This is a genomic window from Sporosarcina sp. FSL W7-1349, assembly GCF_038003045.1.
In the GTDB taxonomy this organism is placed as follows: domain Bacteria; phylum Bacillota; class Bacilli; order Bacillales_A; family Planococcaceae; genus Sporosarcina.
The window spans coordinates 558,505-578,070 of record NZ_JBBOOK010000002.1; the positions used below are offsets into that span (position 1 = coordinate 558,505).

Annotated in this window: 33 protein-coding genes; 2 read left to right on the forward strand and 31 right to left on the reverse strand. The window is 46.3% G+C overall.

The genetic code is table 11. The features are described 5' to 3' along the window. Positions 1–30: 30 nt before the first annotated feature. The gene (locus tag MKY41_RS16670; RefSeq protein ID WP_078818353.1) at positions 31–1,137 is read left to right on the forward strand and encodes a replication initiation factor domain-containing protein; all 1,107 of its coding nucleotides are present in this window, start codon (positions 31–33) and stop codon (positions 1,135–1,137) included. Positions 1,138–1,455: 318 nt separating this feature from the next. Further along, the gene (locus MKY41_RS16675; RefSeq protein WP_078818355.1) at positions 1,456–2,496 is read left to right on the forward strand and encodes a tyrosine-type recombinase/integrase; all 1,041 of its coding nucleotides are present in this window, start codon (positions 1,456–1,458) and stop codon (positions 2,494–2,496) included. A 68-nt stretch (positions 2,497–2,564) separates the two neighbouring features. On the opposite strand, the gene rpsI is transcribed toward MKY41_RS16675, so the two are convergent. The 31 genes from rpsI to rplB form a co-directional block, all read right to left on the reverse strand. Further along, positions 2,565–2,957 (reverse strand): 30S ribosomal protein S9, encoded by a 393-nt coding sequence (rpsI, locus tag MKY41_RS16680; RefSeq protein WP_340746154.1) that lies wholly within the window; start codon positions 2,955–2,957, stop codon positions 2,565–2,567. A gap of 19 nt (positions 2,958–2,976) precedes the next feature. Next, entirely contained in the window at positions 2,977–3,414 is a 438-nt protein-coding gene (rplM, locus tag MKY41_RS16685) for a 50S ribosomal protein L13 (protein WP_041071939.1), read from the reverse strand. Positions 3,415–3,579: 165 nt separating this feature from the next. Beyond that, positions 3,580–4,332, reverse strand: coding sequence for a tRNA pseudouridine(38-40) synthase TruA (gene truA, locus MKY41_RS16690; RefSeq protein WP_340746155.1), 753 nt, complete (start codon positions 4,330–4,332; stop codon positions 3,580–3,582). A 12-nt stretch (positions 4,333–4,344) separates the two neighbouring features. Beyond that, complete coding sequence (locus tag MKY41_RS16695; protein WP_041071943.1) at positions 4,345–5,142, reverse strand: energy-coupling factor transporter transmembrane component T family protein; 798 nt, start codon at positions 5,140–5,142, stop codon at positions 4,345–4,347. Then, entirely contained in the window at positions 5,142–6,008 is an 867-nt protein-coding gene (locus MKY41_RS16700) for an energy-coupling factor ABC transporter ATP-binding protein (protein WP_340746156.1), read from the reverse strand. The genes MKY41_RS16695 and MKY41_RS16700 overlap by 1 nt, the downstream gene beginning before the upstream one ends. Further along, entirely contained in the window at positions 5,984–6,829 is an 846-nt protein-coding gene (locus tag MKY41_RS16705; protein ID WP_340746478.1) for an energy-coupling factor ABC transporter ATP-binding protein, read from the reverse strand. The genes MKY41_RS16700 and MKY41_RS16705 overlap by 25 nt, the downstream gene beginning before the upstream one ends. A gap of 403 nt (positions 6,830–7,232) precedes the next feature. Beyond that, complete coding sequence (rplQ, locus tag MKY41_RS16710) at positions 7,233–7,613, reverse strand: 50S ribosomal protein L17 (RefSeq protein ID WP_041071945.1); 381 nt, start codon at positions 7,611–7,613, stop codon at positions 7,233–7,235. 32 nt (positions 7,614–7,645) lie between these two features. Then, on the reverse strand, positions 7,646–8,590 hold the full coding sequence (locus tag MKY41_RS16715) for a DNA-directed RNA polymerase subunit alpha (protein ID WP_041071947.1): 945 nt from the start codon (positions 8,588–8,590) through the stop codon (positions 7,646–7,648). Positions 8,591–8,726: 136 nt separating this feature from the next. Next, positions 8,727–9,116: a 30S ribosomal protein S11 gene (gene rpsK / locus MKY41_RS16720; RefSeq protein ID WP_041071949.1), complete on the reverse strand. Its 390-nt coding sequence runs from the start codon at positions 9,114–9,116 to the stop codon at positions 8,727–8,729. A 25-nt stretch (positions 9,117–9,141) separates the two neighbouring features. Beyond that, the gene (rpsM, locus tag MKY41_RS16725; RefSeq protein WP_041071951.1) at positions 9,142–9,507 is read right to left on the reverse strand and encodes a 30S ribosomal protein S13; all 366 of its coding nucleotides are present in this window, start codon (positions 9,505–9,507) and stop codon (positions 9,142–9,144) included. Between the two features lie 24 nt (positions 9,508–9,531). Continuing rightward, positions 9,532–9,645 carry a 50S ribosomal protein L36 gene (gene rpmJ / locus MKY41_RS16730; protein WP_084212378.1) on the reverse strand — a complete coding sequence of 38 codons (114 nt, stop codon included), beginning with the start codon at positions 9,643–9,645 and terminating at the stop codon, positions 9,532–9,534. A 38-nt stretch (positions 9,646–9,683) separates the two neighbouring features. Next, on the reverse strand, positions 9,684–9,902 hold the full coding sequence (gene infA / locus MKY41_RS16735) for a translation initiation factor IF-1 (protein ID WP_041071954.1): 219 nt from the start codon (positions 9,900–9,902) through the stop codon (positions 9,684–9,686). A gap of 416 nt (positions 9,903–10,318) precedes the next feature. Further along, positions 10,319–10,975 (reverse strand): adenylate kinase, encoded by a 657-nt coding sequence (locus tag MKY41_RS16740; protein ID WP_041071966.1) that lies wholly within the window; start codon positions 10,973–10,975, stop codon positions 10,319–10,321. A 42-nt stretch (positions 10,976–11,017) separates the two neighbouring features. Continuing rightward, positions 11,018–12,310, reverse strand: coding sequence for a preprotein translocase subunit SecY (gene secY / locus MKY41_RS16745; protein WP_340746157.1), 1,293 nt, complete (start codon positions 12,308–12,310; stop codon positions 11,018–11,020). Then, positions 12,310–12,750: a 50S ribosomal protein L15 gene (rplO, locus tag MKY41_RS16750; RefSeq protein ID WP_041071970.1), complete on the reverse strand. Its 441-nt coding sequence runs from the start codon at positions 12,748–12,750 to the stop codon at positions 12,310–12,312. Before rplO ends, secY begins: the two co-directional genes overlap by 1 nt. Before the next feature lie 32 nt (positions 12,751–12,782). Beyond that, positions 12,783–12,965 carry a 50S ribosomal protein L30 gene (rpmD, locus tag MKY41_RS16755; protein WP_340746158.1) on the reverse strand — a complete coding sequence of 61 codons (183 nt, stop codon included), beginning with the start codon at positions 12,963–12,965 and terminating at the stop codon, positions 12,783–12,785. Positions 12,966–12,978: 13 nt separating this feature from the next. Further along, positions 12,979–13,479 carry a 30S ribosomal protein S5 gene (gene rpsE, locus MKY41_RS16760; RefSeq protein ID WP_340746159.1) on the reverse strand — a complete coding sequence of 167 codons (501 nt, stop codon included), beginning with the start codon at positions 13,477–13,479 and terminating at the stop codon, positions 12,979–12,981. Between the two features lie 22 nt (positions 13,480–13,501). Further along, complete coding sequence (rplR, locus tag MKY41_RS16765; RefSeq protein WP_340746160.1) at positions 13,502–13,864, reverse strand: 50S ribosomal protein L18; 363 nt, start codon at positions 13,862–13,864, stop codon at positions 13,502–13,504. A gap of 34 nt (positions 13,865–13,898) precedes the next feature. Further along, complete coding sequence (rplF, locus tag MKY41_RS16770; protein WP_340746161.1) at positions 13,899–14,438, reverse strand: 50S ribosomal protein L6; 540 nt, start codon at positions 14,436–14,438, stop codon at positions 13,899–13,901. 30 nt (positions 14,439–14,468) lie between these two features. After that, a complete protein-coding gene (gene rpsH, locus MKY41_RS16775; RefSeq protein WP_340746162.1) occupies positions 14,469–14,867 on the reverse strand; it encodes a 30S ribosomal protein S8 in 399 nt (132 codons plus the stop codon). Between the two features lie 30 nt (positions 14,868–14,897). Beyond that, the gene (gene rpsN, locus MKY41_RS16780; protein ID WP_007085277.1) at positions 14,898–15,083 is read right to left on the reverse strand and encodes a 30S ribosomal protein S14; all 186 of its coding nucleotides are present in this window, start codon (positions 15,081–15,083) and stop codon (positions 14,898–14,900) included. A gap of 20 nt (positions 15,084–15,103) precedes the next feature. After that, positions 15,104–15,643 (reverse strand): 50S ribosomal protein L5, encoded by a 540-nt coding sequence (gene rplE, locus MKY41_RS16785; protein ID WP_041071981.1) that lies wholly within the window; start codon positions 15,641–15,643, stop codon positions 15,104–15,106. Positions 15,644–15,670: 27 nt separating this feature from the next. Then, the gene (rplX, locus tag MKY41_RS16790) at positions 15,671–15,982 is read right to left on the reverse strand and encodes a 50S ribosomal protein L24 (RefSeq protein ID WP_041071982.1); all 312 of its coding nucleotides are present in this window, start codon (positions 15,980–15,982) and stop codon (positions 15,671–15,673) included. A 35-nt stretch (positions 15,983–16,017) separates the two neighbouring features. Further along, positions 16,018–16,386, reverse strand: coding sequence for a 50S ribosomal protein L14 (gene rplN, locus MKY41_RS16795; RefSeq protein ID WP_041071984.1), 369 nt, complete (start codon positions 16,384–16,386; stop codon positions 16,018–16,020). Between the two features lie 40 nt (positions 16,387–16,426). Beyond that, positions 16,427–16,690, reverse strand: coding sequence for a 30S ribosomal protein S17 (rpsQ, locus tag MKY41_RS16800; protein WP_041071986.1), 264 nt, complete (start codon positions 16,688–16,690; stop codon positions 16,427–16,429). Positions 16,691–16,707: 17 nt separating this feature from the next. After that, entirely contained in the window at positions 16,708–16,908 is a 201-nt protein-coding gene (gene rpmC, locus MKY41_RS16805) for a 50S ribosomal protein L29 (protein ID WP_009499049.1), read from the reverse strand. Next, positions 16,898–17,332 carry a 50S ribosomal protein L16 gene (gene rplP, locus MKY41_RS16810; RefSeq protein WP_041071990.1) on the reverse strand — a complete coding sequence of 145 codons (435 nt, stop codon included), beginning with the start codon at positions 17,330–17,332 and terminating at the stop codon, positions 16,898–16,900. Before rplP ends, rpmC begins: the two co-directional genes overlap by 11 nt. Before the next feature lies 1 nt (position 17,333). After that, positions 17,334–17,990, reverse strand: coding sequence for a 30S ribosomal protein S3 (gene rpsC, locus MKY41_RS16815; RefSeq protein WP_041071992.1), 657 nt, complete (start codon positions 17,988–17,990; stop codon positions 17,334–17,336). A 3-nt stretch (positions 17,991–17,993) separates the two neighbouring features. Then, positions 17,994–18,338 (reverse strand): 50S ribosomal protein L22, encoded by a 345-nt coding sequence (gene rplV, locus MKY41_RS16820; RefSeq protein WP_340746163.1) that lies wholly within the window; start codon positions 18,336–18,338, stop codon positions 17,994–17,996. A gap of 19 nt (positions 18,339–18,357) precedes the next feature. Beyond that, positions 18,358–18,636, reverse strand: a complete 279-nt coding sequence (gene rpsS, locus MKY41_RS16825; protein ID WP_340746164.1) for a 30S ribosomal protein S19 — start codon at positions 18,634–18,636, stop codon at positions 18,358–18,360. Between the two features lie 60 nt (positions 18,637–18,696). Further along, the gene (rplB, locus tag MKY41_RS16830; protein ID WP_340746165.1) at positions 18,697–19,527 is read right to left on the reverse strand and encodes a 50S ribosomal protein L2; all 831 of its coding nucleotides are present in this window, start codon (positions 19,525–19,527) and stop codon (positions 18,697–18,699) included. Positions 19,528–19,566 lie beyond the last annotated feature (39 nt).

Here is a 19,566-nt window from a genome sequence, read left to right on the forward strand (position 1 = left end):
GGTTTCGTGACTTGAAAGGAGTGATGACCTTTGCTAGATGTTCAAGTCGATGAGTTTACTCTAGTCTTACAATCAACGACAAAGCCCAGTCATGTAGAAGGTTGGGAGAGTATAGCGATCAACATTATTAATGAGTTTGTCACCCTATCTGAATTAGAAACCGTACTAGGTAATTTAAAAGAAACGACATACTCTTTACCGCAAGGTTATTCGATTGGTTTTGTATGTGACAATGCTCCATATTACTTAGCAATTGCTTATCATCCTGATTTTATACAGATGGGCATTTGCATAAAGTTTTCAGCACACGCTTGGATGCAATATAGAAAGAGCTATGAATCACTATATACCTCAACTATGCAGTTGCACCAGTTCGTCAATAACGTAAACAAAAGTTCATTATACACCTCTCGTCTTTCAAGAATCGACATTGCAATCGATTTTATAAATGAAAAATTAAATGTGAATACAATTTATAATCAGCTTTCAAAAAAGAATCAGATTGTTAAAACTGCCGCTGGAAGAAAAAACAATTCCGTATTGTCTGCAATAACTAAAGACAATATCACCTCTACTTTTTATCTAGGCTCTAAAGCAAAAAATATAAAAGCTTTATTAAGGGTCTATGATAAAAAGAAAGAGCAGGTAGAAACTATGGGCGTCCGATACGATGAAGCAATTCATTATGACGACTGGGTACGCTTTGAAGCTGTCTATAAAGGGCCCTACGCACATGACTTATCAGATAGAATACAGGACATCACTAATGATACAGAGCTTAAAGACTTATTAGTTTCAGCCTTAACCGATCGTTACCAGTTCTACTATAGTAAATCACAGAAGTTAACGACCTATACAAAAAAGATGCTTGATTTGTTAAAGCAGAGATCATTTATGTTCAGCTCACCTTCTCCCCGTACGAATTTATTAGAGCAGTCTCAGAAGCACATTTTAAATGGGTCTGGTTTGTTTCCCTACCTATTTAAAGTTTGGCGTATCTGGGGAGATGAAGGATTAAAGAAATGTATGAATTTTCTATATGACGAATTTGAAAATTACGAACCAAATGATGACGTTATAGCATGGCTAAACAAATATACTGTCCTGTACCAAATGCAAGGCTGTCCGTTTAAGTAAACTTCATAAAAGGAGATGTTGTCTATATGAGAGCAGATTCAATTGTACAAGACTACCCATACTTGCTAACTAGAGAACAAGCTTCACGCTTTCTAGGTCTTGATCCAAAATCATTCGATAAATACATCAGGCAACACGACACACTTAGCCGATTCATGATTGGCAGACAAGAACGCTACACAATCAAATCACTGATTAACTTCATCGAAAACCAGTCTATATAATTCACCTTTGGTTGATAATATGCTAGTTTCAGAATACAATACAATTGTATTCAACTAGCATCTATCAACTATTCGCACGAAAGGAATTGATAGCATGGCTAGTATCATAAAAAGAGGGAAATCTTACAGGGCGCAAATTTCCCTATATAAACACGGTAAGCACAGTAAAATATCTAAGACGTTTCCGACTAAGAAAGAAGCTCAACTCTGGAGTTTAGAAATGGAATTGGCAAAAGGCGGAGGTAAGGAGCTTGCGCACAGAAATACTACCTTTGCTGACTTCTTCGAGAATTGGATTTATGTAGTGAAGATCAAAGACGTAAAAGAAACAACATTCCAGAACTACACACGGGTACTTGGAGTAATCAGAAATCTTTTTAAAGACATTCAGTTGAAAGATCTGAATGACATTGTGGTACAAAGCAAAATTGACGAATACGCGGAAACTCACTCCCGAAAAACTACGCATGAAGTTCTTTTGAAAATTAGAACAGCACTACGTGATGCTTATGCACGTGGCTATATTACGAACGACTTTGCCGGCTTGTTAAAAACACGCGGAGTGAATCCACCAAAACGAAATAAAGCTCTATCCATCACTGACTTTAAGAAGCTCCGTAAATACGTTCTAGAGCATCCAGAAGACGAGTTTAACTTGCTTGTACTCGTAGCCCTTGAAACTGGTATGCGTCGCGGAGAACTGCTGGGGATTCGCCCAGAGAACCTATACGAACACGGTATACAAGTGAGACAATCAATCAGTCCGACGTCTGTCGATACCTCACTTAAATCACCAAATGCAAAACGTGATGTTTCGATAAATAAAGACGTGTATGAGCTGATTCAGCAAATACCTGTAAAAGAAAACGGATATATATTTGGATTTGGTGGCTTTAAACAGTCTGAACAATTAGCAGAGCTTTTAGAAATGCTAAGCATTGAGAGAACTACTTTTCATGGTTTAAGGGATACTCACGCATCATTTTTATTTGCACAGAACATTGATCTTGTATATGTCTCCAAACGATTAGGACACGTCAATATCCAAACCACACAGAATTATTATCTGGAATTAATGCCAGAAAAAAAGCACCAGCAAGATGCTGATGCTTTAACTCTGTTAAGTTCTTTATGAGGTTCAAGCTGATTTGCGCCAACTTGAACCAAAAAACCTTTGTAAACGTTGATGCAATAAGGAATTGATTAACGTTTTGAGAACTGAGGTGCACGACGAGCGCCTTTAAGACCGTATTTTTTACGTTCTTTCATACGAGCGTCACGTGTGAGCAATCCAGCAGATTTCAATGTTGGACGGAAGTCAGGATCTACGTTAAGTAGTGCGCGTGCAACGCCGTGACGGATTGCGCCCGCTTGTCCTGTGTAGCCGCCGCCGTGGACGTTTACAAGGACATCGTAGCTTCCAAGAGTTTCAGTTGCAACGAGTGGTTGCTTGATGACTTCGCGAAGTGTTTCGAATGGTACGTAGTCTTCGACGTCGCGGTTGTTGATGACGATTTTGCCATCTCCAGGAACGAGACGTACACGAGCTACTGAGCTTTTACGACGGCCAGTGCCGAGATATTGTACTTGTGCCAAAGGTGGTTCCTCCTCTTAATTATCCGCGAAGCTCGTATGCTTCCGGTTTTTGTGCCGCATGCGGATGTTCCGCTCCAGCGTAGACGTAAAGTTTCTTGCCTGTTTGACGGCCGAGTGGACCTTTTGGAAGCATCCCTTTGATCGCCAATTCAAGCATTTTTGTTGGGTAGTTGTTACGCATTTCAAGCGCTGTACGTTGCTTGATGCCGCCTGGATGTCCAGTGTGGCGGTAGTAGATTTTATCTTTCAATTTATTACCTGTCAATTCGATTTTATCCGCGTTGATGATGATGACATAGTCACCTGTGTCAACATGTGGTGTGAAAGTCGGTTTATGTTTTCCACGAAGAATGGAAGCCACTTCAGAAGCCAGACGACCAAGTGTCTGTCCTGCAGCGTCTACCACTAGCCATTTACGTTCGACTTCCTGACCTTTCGCCATGAATGTTGTACGCATAGTCGTTATCCTCCTAATAAATCAATCTGTTCCGTTTTCTCTATCCCTAAACACAAGAAACCTTCCGGGGCTTTTTTGTGGGGTTATTGAAATACCATTATTCATCTTATAGGGTATTCCACAATAAGTCAAGCAATTTCCGGAAAAACGCCAGGAAAAGTTGCCTCATGCTTCATAGGTCACACTATGAAGGTATAAACCGTGTGCTGGCGCGGTTTTCGGGCCCTTTTTCCGGTCCTTCAACTCTAAGATTTCCTTGACATCCTCCGGGGCGTTCCAGCCGATGCCAACCGCTAATAACATCCCCGCAATCGTCCGTACCATATTGTATAAAAAGCCGTCTCCCTCAATCGTCAAGACGAGCAGATTCTCACGTTCCTCCAGCGTCAGCAAGCGGACTGTCCTCACTTTGCTGGCCGTCGCCGTTTTCGTCGAGCAAAAACTTGTAAAATCATGCTCGCCGAGGAAATACGCCGCCGCTTCCCGCATCCGTTCCACGTCGGGCTTCCACCTTCCCAGATGAACGGCATAATTGCGTTCAAACGGACTTTGGATTTCACTGTACGACCATTTGAAAATATAAGTCTTTCCCGTCGCTGAATAGCGCGCATGGAAGTCGTCGTCAACATATTCCGCCCCGACAATCCGGATATCTTTCGGCAATAACACATTCAATGCCATGATCCATCGATCCGGCTCCAACGCGAGCTTCGTATCGAAATGGATCACTTGTCCATAGGCATGGACGCCTGCGTCAGTCCGGCCGCTCGCCACTGAATAGACGGTTTTGTCTTTATGCACTTTTCGCAGCGCTTTGTCGATTTCCGACTGGACGGTCCGCATGCCCGGCTGAAACTGATACCCGGCAAAATGGGTCCCATCATAGGAAACGGTAGCTTTCACACGTTTCGTCCGCATTCTTTCCACTCCTTACGATCTGAACAGCACGAGGATCACGCCAAGGACGACGAGGAGAGCCATCGTGACCGTATCCCGCCAATGCCAATGCAACTGACGGTAGCGCGTCCTTCCCTCGCCTCCGCGGTAACCTCGTACCTCCATCGCGACCGCCAGATCCTCCGCCCTCTTGAAGGCACTGACGAAGAGCGGTACGAGCAATGGAATGACCGCACGAACCCGCTCTTTGAGAGAACCCGTGCTGATATCGGATCCGCGGGCCAACTGCGCTTTCAAGATCTTATCGGTCTCGTCCATCAAGGTCGGGATGAACCGGAGCGAAATGGACATCATGAGGGCCAACTCATGGACCGGCAACTTCAACCGCTTGAACGGCCCCAATAAATCCTCCATCCCGTCCGTTATGGAAATCGGGGATGTCGTCAGCGTCAAGACCGATGTCATCAAGACAAGGACGAGGAATCGGATAGAGATGAAAATCCCCTGCCGCAGCCCTTCCTCATACACTTTGATGAATTTCCAATCGAACAGCAAGGCGCCGTCCTTCGTGAAAAAGATGTGCATGAGCATCGTGAAGATGATCAGAAAAATGATCGGCTTCAACCCATTGATCAGGAAATAAAGACGGATCCGGGAACTGAAAATGGTCAATAACGTGAAGCCCAACAATATCGCATACGTTGCGACATTATTCGCCAAAAAGACGGCAATGATGAATAAAAAGACGAATAATAGTTTCGAACGGGGATCCAATCGATGGACAAACGAATCCCCCGGGATATAGCGGCCGAAAATCATCTTCTCGAGCATTAGCGGCCACCTTCCTTTGCAGCGGCAGCAATCGCCGCGGCCAGCTGTTCTTCCGTCAATGCCAATCCAGGCAGCGGCCGGCCGATCAACTTCTCGATATCCCGCTGAAATTTGACCGAACGCGGAACACCGAGCCGGTAGGCACCCAATTTCTCTGCATCGCTGAACACTTCTTCCGGTGTTCCGTCCATGACGGACCGTCCTCCGTGCATGATAATCACATGATCGGCGTAACGGGCTGCATCCTCCATGCTGTGGGTGACAAGGACCGTCGTCAGGTTCTTCTCCTTATGCAGACGGTAAAAAAGATCCATGATCTCCTTGCGCCCCCGGGGATCCAGGCCCGCCGTCGGTTCGTCCAAGACGAGGATCGATGGATTGAAGGCCAGGACACCCGCAATGGCGACACGGCGCATCTGGCCGCCGGAAAGGTCGAACGGGGACTTCTGGGCAACCTCGGGAGGAAGGCCGAGCAGCTTGATCAATTCATGTGCCCGTCTCCGCGCTTCCTCTTCAGGGACGCCGAAATTCATCGGGCCGAACATGATATCCTTTTCCACGGTCTCTTCAAAAAGCTGATGCTCCGGAAATTGAAAGACAATCCCAACATTGCGCCGAATGTCCTTCAATCCCTTCGCCTTGGTCCCGGCGGAAATTTTCGCTGTGCCAATCTGCACGGCCCCTTCAGACGGCTTGAGCAAGCCATTCAGATGCATGAGCAATGTCGATTTCCCGGATCCCGTATGTCCGATAATCGCCGTATAGGAACCCGAGGCGATTGTCGCGTTCACGTCTTGCAAAGCCCGCTTCTCGAACGGCGTGTCCTTCCCGTACAAATACCCTACTTGCTGAAGTGAGATGTCCATAATTCATTCACCAACTCTTCTTCCGTCATATGCTCGCCATCTAGCGGCAACCCTGCCTCCCGCAACAATCCGGACACCTTCAAAGCGAACGGTAAATCCAGTCCGATCTTCTCGAGTTCCTTCCCGTCTGCGAAAATTTCTTCCGGGGTGCCGACCTTCAGCATATTGCCTCGGTTCATGACAATGATCCGATCCGCGAGCAGCACTTCTTCCAAGTCATGGGTGATCGAGATGACCGTCAGTCCCGTTTCCTGTTTCAGTTCGCTGACAACCCGAATGACCTCATCCCGCCCTTGGGGATCTAGCATCGATGTCGCCTCGTCTAAAATGAGAAGTTCCGGACGCAAGGCAAGCGCGCCGGCAATGGCCACCCGTTGTTTCTGTCCCCCTGATAAATGATGCGGTTCATGATCAAGGAAATCGGCCATCTTCACTTTTTCCAGCGATTCGTGCACACGGGCCACCATATCTTCAAAAGGGACTCCGTTGTTCTCCAAGGCGAATGCTACATCATCTTGCACGGTCGAACCGACAAACTGGTTGTCCGGATTCTGAAAGACAATCCCCATCCGCGAACGGAGTTCCCATAAGTTCTCTTCCGTCAACCGTTCCAGGAACAGATTGACTTGTCCCTCACTCGGAAAGAGCAATCCGATCATCAATTTGGCGAGAGTGGACTTGCCCGATCCATTATGACCAACAATGGCGATCCATTCTCCCTCTTTGACCGTGAAGGACACCTGATCGACCGCTTTTCTCGCTTCTTCGCCTTCCACGTGATAGGAAAAGCTCACTTGGTCCATGGACAGAATTTCCTTCATCATCAACCACCTCCGATTAACAAAAGCGTAGGGCGCCTAAGACATAATTTCCTCAACTTAGAAACTAATTTATAGCTTGTAGAAAGTTTATAGTTTTCTAAGCAATAAAAAAAAGCGCGCACCTCATCCGAAGAAATGCGCACAGATCTATGACTGGTGCCGGGTGCTCAATCCGACCCAGCGGATGAGGTGCGTAGAGCTAGACCAGTCGGCAATAGCTCCGCCGCTGATCATAACACTCAGCTTTTCAAATTGTCGTATAAATGGAGATTTATTTTCAAAAAGGGTGTGGCTCTGCACAAGTCAGACACACCCTTTTTGAAAGTGGAACGAATCCAAAAGGATCCGATCCGAAAACCTTCGGCAGTTGCCGTAAGTTTCAGTTCATGCTAGCTGCATGAAATTAGACAAGCTCGATTACCACAACAGGTGCGCCGTCTCCACGACGAGGTCCCATTTTCAGGATACGAGTGTAGCCGCCTTGACGCTCTGCATAGCGAGGTGCTACGTTGTCAAATAGTTTTTGAAGTGCAAACACTTCTTGTTCGTTGCCTTCTGCATCTTCAGTTGTGACAAGTTCACGACGGATAAATTGTGCAGCTTGACGGCGTGCATGCAAGTCACCGCGTTTTCCAAGCGTGATCATTTTTTCAACAACGGAACGCACTTCTTTCGCACGTGCTTCTGTCGTTTGAATCCGTTCATGTACAATCAAATCTGTAGCAAGATCGCGAAGCATCGCTTTACGTTGTGAGCTTGTACGACCCAATTTTCTGTATGCCATCGAAGTTTCCCTCCTTCAATCTATATGATCGCTCAATCTTCAGTACGCAACTCAAGATTCAGCTCGTCTAGTTTTGCTTTGACTTCTTCTAGTGATTTGCGGCCAAGATTGCGCACTTTCATCATTTCGTCTTCGGTCTTGTTGGCAAGTTCGAGGACGGTATTGATGCCTGCACGTTTCAGGCAGTTATAAGAACGGACGGAAAGATCCAATTCCTCGATCGTCATCTCAAGGACTTTCTCTTTCTGGTTTTCTTCTTTTTCCACCATGATTTCAGCAGTTTGTGCTTCATCTGTCATGCCGACAAAAATATTCAAATGCTCTGTCAGGATCTTTGCCCCGAGCGAAACCGCTTCTTTTGGACCGATGCTGCCATCTGTCCATATATCAAGTGTCAACTTATCGAAGTTTGTCATTTGACCGACACGAGTGTTTTCCACCTGGAAGTTGACGCGTGAAACTGGAGTGTAAATAGAGTCGATCGGAATAACACCAATCGCAAGATCCTCACGTTTGTTCTGATCGGAAGGTGCATAGCCTCTCCCACGGATGGCATACATGCGCATGCGCAGATGTCCGTTTTTACCGAGGGTCGCAATATGAAGTTCCGGATTCAGTACTTCCACATCACTATCATGCGTAATGTCAGCAGCAGTGACCGTCCCTTCCCCTTTAACATCTATTTCAATCACTTTCTCTTCGTCCGAATAGATTTTGAGAGCCAGTTTCTTCACATTCAAAATGATGGTGGCAACGTCTTCCATGACACCTTCAATTGTCGAGAATTCGTGAAGGACCCCATCGATTTGAATAGACGTTACGGCAGCCCCTGGTAATGAGGAAAGAAGGATGCGGCGCAAGGAGTTTCCTAACGTGTTTCCGTACCCACGCTCCAACGGTTCGATAACGAATTTACCGAACTTGGCATCTTCACTGATCATAACTGTTTCAATCTTCGGTTTCTCAATTTCGATCATTCATTTACCCTCCTTCAAAACGTCGAATGTATAGGCCGTTCCATATTGAAATCGATTTTCACAGACGGCAAATTGCAATCGCACAATTCTAGTATTGGCAAAAATTGTGTTTCTCAATCAAATGGAATAAAAGCCATTATACACGGCGGCGTTTTGGTGGGCGACATCCGTTATGCGGAACTGGAGTAACGTCACGGATTGCAGTAACTTCGATACCTGCTGCTTGAAGTGAACGGATTGCCGCTTCACGACCAGCACCTGGCCCTTTAACAGTTACTTCCAACGTTTTAAGTCCGTGTTCCATGGAAGCTCTTGCAGCTGTTTCTGCAGCCATTTGAGCAGCGAACGGAGTCGATTTACGGGAACCTCTGAAACCTAGTGCACCCGCACTGGACCATGAAAGTGCATTTCCTTGCATGTCAGTAATAGTTACAATTGTATTGTTGAACGTCGAACGAATATGCGCGATTCCAGATTCGATATTCTTTTTCACACGACGTTTACGAGTTTGTTGTTTACGTGCCATGTTAAGAAGAACCCTCCTTTACTTATTATTTTTTCTTGTTAGCAACTGTCCGTTTTGGACCTTTACGTGTACGTGCGTTGTTTTTCGTGTTTTGACCGCGAACCGGCAAGCCGCGACGGTGACGGATTCCACGGAAGCTACCGATCTCCATCAAACGTTTGATGTTGAGGGAAGTTTCACGGCGAAGGTCCCCTTCGACTTTCAAGCTGTCGATTTGCTCACGAATTTTATCAAGTTCTGCATCAGTCAAGTCGCGAACGCGTGTTTCTTCAGAAACGCCGGCTCCCGCCAACACTTTTTGTGCAGTTGTTTTACCAATACCGTAAATGTAAGTCAATGAAATGACAACGCGCTTATCGCGCGGAACGTCTACTCCAGCAATACGTGCCATATACAGTGTGCACCTCCTTTTGAATTAACCTTGTCGTTGTTTATGTTTTGGATTTTCACAGATTACCATGACTCGGCCGCGTCTGCGGATGATTTTACATTTCTCACAGATCGGTTTTACAGATGGCCTTACTTTCATCTTACCCAACCTCCTTCAATAGTCCGGAGTGCAAAAGTTTACTTGAAACGGTATGTGATACGACCACGTGTCAAATCGTAAGGCGAAAGTTCCATCGTCACTCTGTCGCCAGGCAGGATGCGAATAAAGTGCATACGAATCTTACCGGATACATGCGCAAGAATCGTGTGGCCGTTTTCCAGCTCCACTTTAAACATCGCGTTAGGCAACGTTTCGACTACGGTTCCTTCAACTTCAATTACATCGTCTTTCGCCATCAATCCTGTCTCCCTTCTATATACAATAAAGGTTCTCACCATCGAGCGGCCTCGGTCGCTTTTCAGCATCCTACAACATATGTCCGGAGTGCATGAATGATGTTCGAAAGACGTCTGTCACATTTCGTTTCCCGCTGGCCGCTCCTGGCTCACAAATTGGTATCCGCATCAAGGTTGATGGCAGATAACCAAGTGGCCGTGGATGAGTTTTCATTGTGTTATACAGTTCTTTCCACAAAACACATTATACATGCACATGCAGGAAAATGCATTCGGTGTGCTCCAGAACGGCATACCCACTGAACTCCGACCAGTTCCTATACCGGGCACCATATGCTTTTGCAGCTCGTTGTAATGTCCCTTCCGTGCAGCTGACACAGTGAAAACCTGCAATGACACTCTGTGCCCGGAAAGGATCACTGAACGCTCGCTTTTTTCAATACTGCGTCCAGGTCATTGAAAACGTCCTTGATGTCCTGTTGCCCATCGATGTTCGACAGCACACCTGCAGCTTCATAATAAGCTAGAAGCGGTGCCGTCTGATTCATATTTACTTCCAGACGGTTCGTAACAGTTTCCGGATTGTCATCCGCACGCTGATAGAGTTCGCCGCCGTCTTTATCACATTTCCCTTCGACTTTCGGAGGGTTGAATTGCAAATGATAAGAAGTACCGCACACTTTGCAGATGCGACGACCTGTCAGTCTTGCGACCAATTCATCTTTCTCTACTTGGATGTTGAGAACATGCTCGATTTTGCGACCCATATCAGCAAGCAGCGCGTCGAGCGCTTCCGCTTGTGGTACAGTCCGCGGGAAACCATCGAGTAGAAAACCTTGATCGCAATCGGATTTGCTTAATCGTTCACGTACAATTCCGATAGTCACTTCATCAGGAACAAGAGCACCCTGATCCATGAACGACTTCGCTTTGACTCCAAGTTCCGTGCCTTCTTGGATAGCAGCACGGAACATATCGCCTGTAGAAATATGAGGGATTCCGTACTTTTCGACAATACCGTCCGCCTGTGTTCCTTTACCGGCTCCAGGCAGACCCATTAATACGATATTCATACGCCTTGCCCTCCTCATGCCACCGGGTGTTTCCAGTGGACATTATTTGATAAACCCTTTGTAATGCCGCTTCACGAGCTGCGACTCCAGTTGTTTCATCGTTTCCAGAGCAACCCCGACGACGATGAGCAAACTTGTTCCGCCAATTTGCATGGCAGACGGGAGATTTGCGAACTTGATGAAGAAAATCGGCATGACGGCAACGGTCGCCAGGAAGATCGCACCGACAAACGTAAGTCGGTACAGCGTGCTGGTCAAGTAGTCCTGCGTGTTCTTCCCTGGACGGATGCCCGGGATATATGCGCCCTGTTTTTTCAGATTGTCTGCAATGTTTTCCGGGTTCACCTGGATGAACGCATAGAAATACGTGAACGCGAGGATCAATGCAACATAGAAGACCAAACCTAATGGCTTCTCGTAATCGAACGTGTTCATGATGAACGCTGTCACACTGTTCGGTTCAAAAAATGCAGCAATCGATTGTGGTGTTATGAAAAACGCCACAGCAAAGATCACGGGAATGACCCCTGCAGCATTTAATTTCAATGGTAAATGTGTCTGTTGGCCAGCCGTCGTTTGGCCGCGTCCTGTGACACGCTTCGCATATTGGATCGGAATTTTACGCAAGGCTTCTTGGACGTAAATGACTCCGACAATTACCGCTATGATCACAAGGAGCAATAGGAGCATGATCGCCAGTTTGATGAATAGCGCATCGCCCGCATCCTGGATCTGAGTTGCGTAAAGTTGGTTGACTGCATTCGGGATAGCCGACACAATCCCAGCAAAGATGATAATGGAAATCCCATTTCCGACACCTTTCGCCGTAATTTGCTCGCCCAGCCATAGAAGAAATGCAGTTCCTGCCGTCAATACGATCGCGATAACCACATATGTCGAAACACCTTCGCTTATGATCAGCTTGCCATCATACATCCGGTTGAAACCGAAAGACATGGCAATCGCTTGGATAAACGCAAGGATTATAGTGAAATACCGTGTGAACTGCGCAAGTTTCCGTCTTCCGACATCCCCTTGCTTCGCCCATTCAGTGAATTTCGGCACAACATCCATTTGCAAAAGCTGCACAATGATGGATGCCGTAATGTATGGCATGATTCCCATCGCAAAGATGGAGAATTGCGCTAACGCGCCACCGCCAAAAGTGTTTAGTAACCCAATAAATTGGTTTGTTTCCTGTTGTAAAGCAGTTGCATCAACGTTCGGTACGGGAATGAATGTCCCGAGACGGAAAACGATGAGCATAAGCAGTGTGAAAATGATTTTAGACCGGATATCTCTAACACGCATGAAGTTGGAGATCGTCTGAAACATTAAATCACCTCGGTTTGCCCGCCCGCTTTCTCAATGGCCTCTTTTGCAGAAGCGGAGAATTTGTGAGCTTTGACAGTGATCTTTTTCTCAAGAGTTCCGTTTCCAAGAATCTTAATCCCAGATTTGGCGTTGCTCACGATGCCTGATTCGATCAAAAGCTCTGGAGTCACTTCCGCACCTTCGTCAAAGCGATTCAAAGTATCAAGATTAACGATCGCATATTCCTTGCGATTGATGTTTGTGAACCCACGTTTAGGCAGACGTTGGAAAAGTGGGATTTGTCCACCTTCGAACCCTAGACGCACGCCACCGCCGGAACGTGAATTTTGACCGTCATGACCGCGACCAGATGTTTTACCGTGACCCGACCCTGTTCCGCGTCCAACACGTTTGCGTTGTTTACGAGCACCTTCGGCTGGTTTCATTTCGTGTAGTTTCATCTTTTTGGCACCTCCTTATTTCAAGATAGGAATTATTGTTCTTTGACTGTGACCAAGTGATTCACTCTGTTGATCATGCCGCGGATTGCGACGTTATCCTCGTGCTCCACTGTTTGGTTCAGTTTGCGTAGTCCAAGTGCTTCGACTGTTTTGCGTTGTGCCGGCTTCGAGCCGATTACGCTTTTTGTAAGGGTGATTTCAAGTTTGTTCGCCATTGTGTTTCCCCCCTTAACCTAGCAGTTCTTCTACAGATTTACCGCGTAGTTTGGCTACTTCCTCAGCGCGTTTCAATTCTTTCAATCCTGCTACTGTTGCACGGACCATGTTGATCGGCGTGCTGGATCCGAGGGATTTTGAAAGGATATCTGTGATACCTGCAAGTTCAAGTACCGCACGGACAGGTCCACCTGCGATAACTCCAGTACCCGGTGCAGCTGGTTTGATGAGGATTTGTCCTGCACCAAAGCGACCGATTACTTCGTGTGGAGTAGTTCCTTTGACCATCGGTACGACAACCAAATTCTTTTTCGCATCTTCGATTGCTTTACGGATTGCATCTGGAACTTCTTGTGCTTTCCCAGTACCGAAACCGACACGTCCGTTTTTATCTCCGACTACGACAAGAGCAGTGAAGCGGAAACGACGTCCACCTTTCACAACTTTAGCTACACGGTTAATCGTAACTACGCGCTCTTCGAATTCACTTTTATTTTGATCATTACGACGCATGAAATATGTCCCTCCTTCTTAATTAAAATTCCAGACCGTTTTCACGAGCTGCGTCCGCAAGAGCCTTTACACGGCCGTGAAATAAGTATCCGCCACGGTCGAAAACAACTGTTTTCACATCTTTTTCAGTCGCTTTTTTCGCGATCATTTCGCCCACTTTGGCTGCTGCCGCAGTGTCTGATTTCGATTCGCCGGCAAACTCTTTATCCATTGTTGAAGCACTTGCAATTGTCACTGAGTTGACGTCGTCGATCAATTGCGCATAGATGTGCTTGTTGGAACGGAAAACGTTCAAACGTGGACGAGCTGCAGTTCCGCTGATTTTCGTACGGACACGGCTATGACGTTTTTTACGCACTGCGTTTTTGTCTTGTTTCGTAATCATCGTGGTCACTCCTTCCGGATGCCTTTAAGCGGCATTATTTACCTGTTTTACCTTCTTTACGACGTACGTGTTCGCCTTCGTAGCGAATCCCTTTGCCTTTGTATGGCTCTGGTGGACGTACTTGACGGATGTTCGATGCAAGTGCACCAACGCGTTCTTTGTTGATACCGCGAACGATGACTTTCGTGTTGGAAGGAACTTCGACTTCGACGCCATCTTCTGGTGTGAACTCAACTGGATGTGAGTAACCGACGTTCAAGACTAGTTTCTTTCCTTGAAGCTGAGCACGATACCCGACCCCGATCAATTCCAATGAACGTTCGAATCCTTTTGAAACACCTGTTACCATGTTGTCAAGAAGAGAACGTGTTGTTCCGTGGATGGAACGGTGTTCTTTGGAATCAGTAGGACGTGTTAACGTGATCACGTTGCCTTCCTGCTCGATTTTAATATCCGAATTAAATGTGTTTGTAAGTTCGCCTTTCGGTCCTTTGACAGTGACGAAGTTGTTATCAGCGATAGTGACTGTCACGCCTTCAGGTACCTCAATCGGCTTATTGCCAATACGGGACATTCCATTGCACCTCCATTCATTTGTTGCGGATTACCAGACGTATGCTACTACTTCTCCGCCTACTTGTTTCGCGCGCGCTTCTTTGTCAGTCAACACGCCGTGTGATGTGGAAACGAGGGCGATGCCTAAGCCGTTCAAAACTTTTGGCACTTCGTTCGATTTCGCATAGACACGAAGACCTGGTTTCGAAATACGTTTTAGACCAGTGATGACACGCTCGTTGTCTTGACCATATTTAAGGAAAATGCGGATGATGCCTTGTTTGCTATCTTCCACGTATTCAACATCGCGGACGAAACCTTCACGTTTCAAGATTTCTGCGATTTCTTTTTTCATGTTAGAAGCAGGTACTTCAAGCTTCTCGTGACGAACCATGTTCGCGTTACGAATGCGTGTAAGCATATCTGCGATCGGATCACTCATTGTCATTCCATTTACCTCCTTCCCAAATTTAGGGGATTACCAGCTAGCTTTTTTAACGCCTGGAATTTGTCCCTTGTATGCTAGTTCACGGAAACAAATACGGCAAAGTTTGAATTTACGATAGACAGAGTGCGGACGGCCACAGCGCTCACAGCGTGTGTACTCTTGCACTTTGAACTTTGGCGTACGTTGTTGTTTAGCGATCATTGATTTTTTAGCCACGTTTTCGCCTCCCTCTTAGTTTACTTTTGGAACGGCATGCCGAACTGCGTCAAGAGCTCACGAGCTTCTTCGTCTGAGTTTGCAGTCGTAACGATGACGATATCCATACCGCGAATTTTAGAAACTTTATCGTAGTCGATTTCAGGGAAAATAAGTTGTTCTTTCACACCAAGTGTGTAGTTTCCGCGACCATCGAATGCTTTCTTGGAAACACCACGGAAGTCACGTACACGCGGTAGGGAAATTGAGATCAGCTTATCGAGGAATTCGTACATACGCTCACCGCGTAATGTAACTTTCGCTCCGATTGGCATTCCTTCACGAAGACGGAATCCAGCGATCGATTTCTTCGCTTTTGTGATGACCGGCTTTTGACCGGAGATGATTGTCAAATCTTCCACTGCCGCATCAAGTGCTTTAGCGTTTTGGACCGCATCACCAACACCCATGTTAATGACGATTTTGTCCACTTTTGGTACTTGCATTACGGATGTATAGTCAAACTTGCTCATGAGAGCAGGTGTGATCTCTGTATTGAACTTTTCTTTTAAACGGCTCATCTATTGGACCTCCTTTCATCTTGTCGCTTATTTATCCAGTGATTCACCGGATTTTTTAGCAACACGAACTTTTTTGCCATCTTCGAACTTGTATCCTACCCGACTTGGCTCGCCTGTTTTAGGATCGATGACCATGACGTTCGATACATGGATCGTCGCCTCTTGGCTGATGATTCCACCTTGAGGATTTTCTTGATTCGGTTTCGTATGTTTTTTGATGATGTTCACACCTTCAACAAGCACACGGTCCTTTTTAGGGAAAGCAGCAAGAATCACACCGGTTTTACCTTTGTCTTTACCAGTGATGACCATCACTTTATCACCTTTTTTAACATGCATTCTGTCGCACCTCCTTGATTGGCACTCTCATGGGATTAAAGAACTTCTGGAGCGAGTGAAATGATTTTCATGAAGTTGCTGTCGCGCAGTTCACGAGCAACTGGTCCGAAAATACGAGTTCCACGCGGGCTCTTGTCGTCACGGATGATAACGCATGCGTTCTCGTCAAACGTGATGTAGGAACCGTCTTTACGACGAACTCCGCTTTTTGTGCGAACGATAACTGCCTTTACGATGTCGCCTTTCTTGACAACGCCGCCTGGTGTAGCTTTCTTCACTGTACATACGACAACATCACCGATATTTGCAATCTTACGGCCTGTTCCGCCTAGTACTTTGATTGTGAGAACTTCACGAGCGCCTGAGTTGTCGGCAACTTTCATACGACTTTCCTGTTGGATCATTGAGGTACCCTCCTCTCGGATTTAAATCTCCGAACGTAATTTAGATGATGATCGCTTTCTCGACGATTTCCGTTACACGGAAACGCTTTGTCGCCGATAATGGACGAGTTTCCATAATGCGGACGATGTCTCCGATTTTCGCTTCGTTCAATTCATCATGGGCCTTGAACTTTTTAGAATACTTTACACGCTTGCCGTATAAAGAGTGCTTCTTTTGCGTTTCGACCATTACAGTAACTGTTTTATCCATTTTGTCGGATACGACACGGCCTGTATATACTTTGCGCTGGTTACGCTCAGTCATGGCTGCAACCTCCTTCATCAGTTATTTGCACTGATTTCTCTTTGACGTATTACGGTTTTCATGCGCGCAATGGATTTGCGGACTTCCCGGATGCGTGCAGTGTTTTCTAATTGTCCTGTCGCTAATTGGAAGCGAAGGTTGAAAAGCTCTTCTTTCAGTGATTTCACTTTTTGCTCGATCTCTGCAGTTGTCAAGTCACGGATTTCTTTAGCTTTCATTAGATTCACCACCAATTTCTTCACGTTTTACAAACTTACATTTGACAGGAAGTTTGTGAGATGCCAGGCGAAGCGCTTCACGTGCAACTTCTTCTGAAACACCTGCGATTTCAAACATTACACGGCCAGGTTTAACAACCGCTACCCAACCTTCAACAGCACCTTTACCGGAACCCATCCGGACTTCAAGAGGCTTTTTGGTATATGGTTTATGCGGGAAGATGTTGATCCAAACTTTACCGCCACGTTTCATGTAACGTGTCATGGCGATACGTGCAGATTCGATTTGACGGTTTGTAATCCAAGAAGATTCCAATGATTGCAGACCGTATTCACCGAACTGAACTGATGCTCCGCCTTTTGTAGTTCCGCGCATTTTTCCACGGAATACACGACGATATTTAACGCGTTTAGGCATTAACATATTAGTTGCCTCCTTCCTCAGAGTTCTTCTTCACTGGAAGGACTTCTCCACGGTAAATCCATACTTTGACACCTAGTTTACCGTAAGTTGTGTCTGCTTCTGCGTGCGCATAGTCGATATCTGCACGAAGCGTATGGAGTGGAACAGTACCTTCACTGTAGTGTTCCGCACGTGCGATGTCAGCACCGCCAAGACGTCCGGATACTTGTGTTTTGATTCCTTTCGCGCCAGCACGGATTGTGCGTTGGATCGCTTGTTTCTGTGCACGACGGAATGATACACGGCTTTCCAATTGACGTGCAATTGATTCTGCAACCAATTTCGCATCAAGGTCAGCGCGTTTGATTTCAACGATGTTGATGTGTACACGCTTGCCAGTCAATTCGTTCAGGCTTTTACGAAGTGCTTCGACTTCGGAGCCACCTTTTCCGATTACCATACCTGGCTTCGCAGTGTGAATTGTAATATTAACGCGTTTTGCAGCACGCTCGATCTCCACTTTAGAAACAGAAGCGTCTACAAGACGTTTTTCGATAAAGTCACGGATTTTCAAGTCTTCGTGTAAAAGAGTCGCATAGTCTTTTTCTGCGTACCATTTTGACTCCCAGTCACGGATGATACCGACCCGCAACCCGTTAGGATGTACTTTTTGACCCACGAATTATCCCTCCTTCTTTTCTGATACCACTACAGTGATGTGGCTCGTACGTTTGTTGATCGCACTTGCACGACCTTGTGCGCGTGGACGGAAACGTTTCATTGTCGGACCTTCGTCAACGAAGATTTCGCTAACTACTAGGTTTTCGACATCCATTTCATAGTTGTGTTCAGCGTTTGCTAGAGCTGAATTCAATACCTTCTCTACAACCGGAGATGCCGCTTTTGGCGTCAGGCGTAGAATCGCGACAGCTTCACCGACTTTTTTGCCCCGGATAAGATCAACGACCATACGGACTTTGCGAGGAGCAATACGGACTGTGCGGGCAGTAGCTTTTGCTTGTTGCATCGAAATAACCTCCTCTCAATTAACGTCTTGTTTTCTTATCGTCGGCGCCATGTCCTTTGTATGTGCGCGTCGGTGCGAATTCACCTAGTTTATGACCTACCATATCTTCAGTCACATAAACAGGTACGTGCTTACGACCGTCGTATACAGCAATCGTCATTCCGATGAACGACGGGAAGATTGTTGAACGGCGAGACCAAGTTTTGATTACCTGTTTTTTCTCTGAATCCTTTTGTACTTCCACCTTTTTCATTAGGTGATCGTCAACAAAAGGTCCTTTTTTCAAGCTGCGGCCCATGTCGGAACCTCCCTCCGTGTGTGTACTACGGTCCAATCATTGAACCGCAGTGCATCCACATTATTTTTTACGACGACGAACGATGAGTTTGTCGGATTTTTTGTTTTTCTTACGCGTTTTAAGACCAAGTGCCGGTTTACCCCAAGGAGTAACTGGGCTCGGACGACCGATTGGTGTACGGCCTTCCCCACCACCGTGCGGGTGATCGTTCGGGTTCATGACAGATCCGCGGACTGTTGGGCGTTTGCCTAACCAGCGGGAGCGACCTGCTTTACCGATGTTGATCAATTCATGTTGTTCGTTTCCGACTTGACCGATTGTAGCGCGGCAAGTGGATAGGATCATCCGGACTTCGCCAGATTGTAGACGGATGATGACATATTTGCCTTCACGTCCGAGTAATTGTGCTGAAGTACCAGCAGAGCGTACCAATTGTCCGCCTTTACCTGGTTTCAACTCGATGTTATGGATTGTCGAACCCATTGGAATGTTTTCTAGTGGAAGTGTGTTACCCACGCGGATATCTGCATCCGGACCAGACATGACTGTCATGCCGACTTGCAATCCTTTCGGTGCGAGGATGTAACGTTTCTCCCCATCTGCATAATTGATTAGAGCGATGTTCGCCGAACGGTTTGGATCGTATTCGATTGTAGCAACGCGTCCTGGAATGCCATCTTTGCGACGTTGGAAATCGATGATCCGGTATTGGCGCTTATGGCCGCCACCTTGGTGACGAACAGTAGTCCTACCTGTATTGTTACGGCCGCCTTTCCGTGTAATCGGTGCAAGCAATGATTTTTCCGGCTTATCCGTTGTGATCGCGGAGTAGTCCGAAGAAGTCATGTTACGACGTCCGTTGGAGGTAGGTTTGTATTTCTTAATCGCCATTGGTGTTCCCTCCTTCGTATAATTGACTAGCTAATGTCA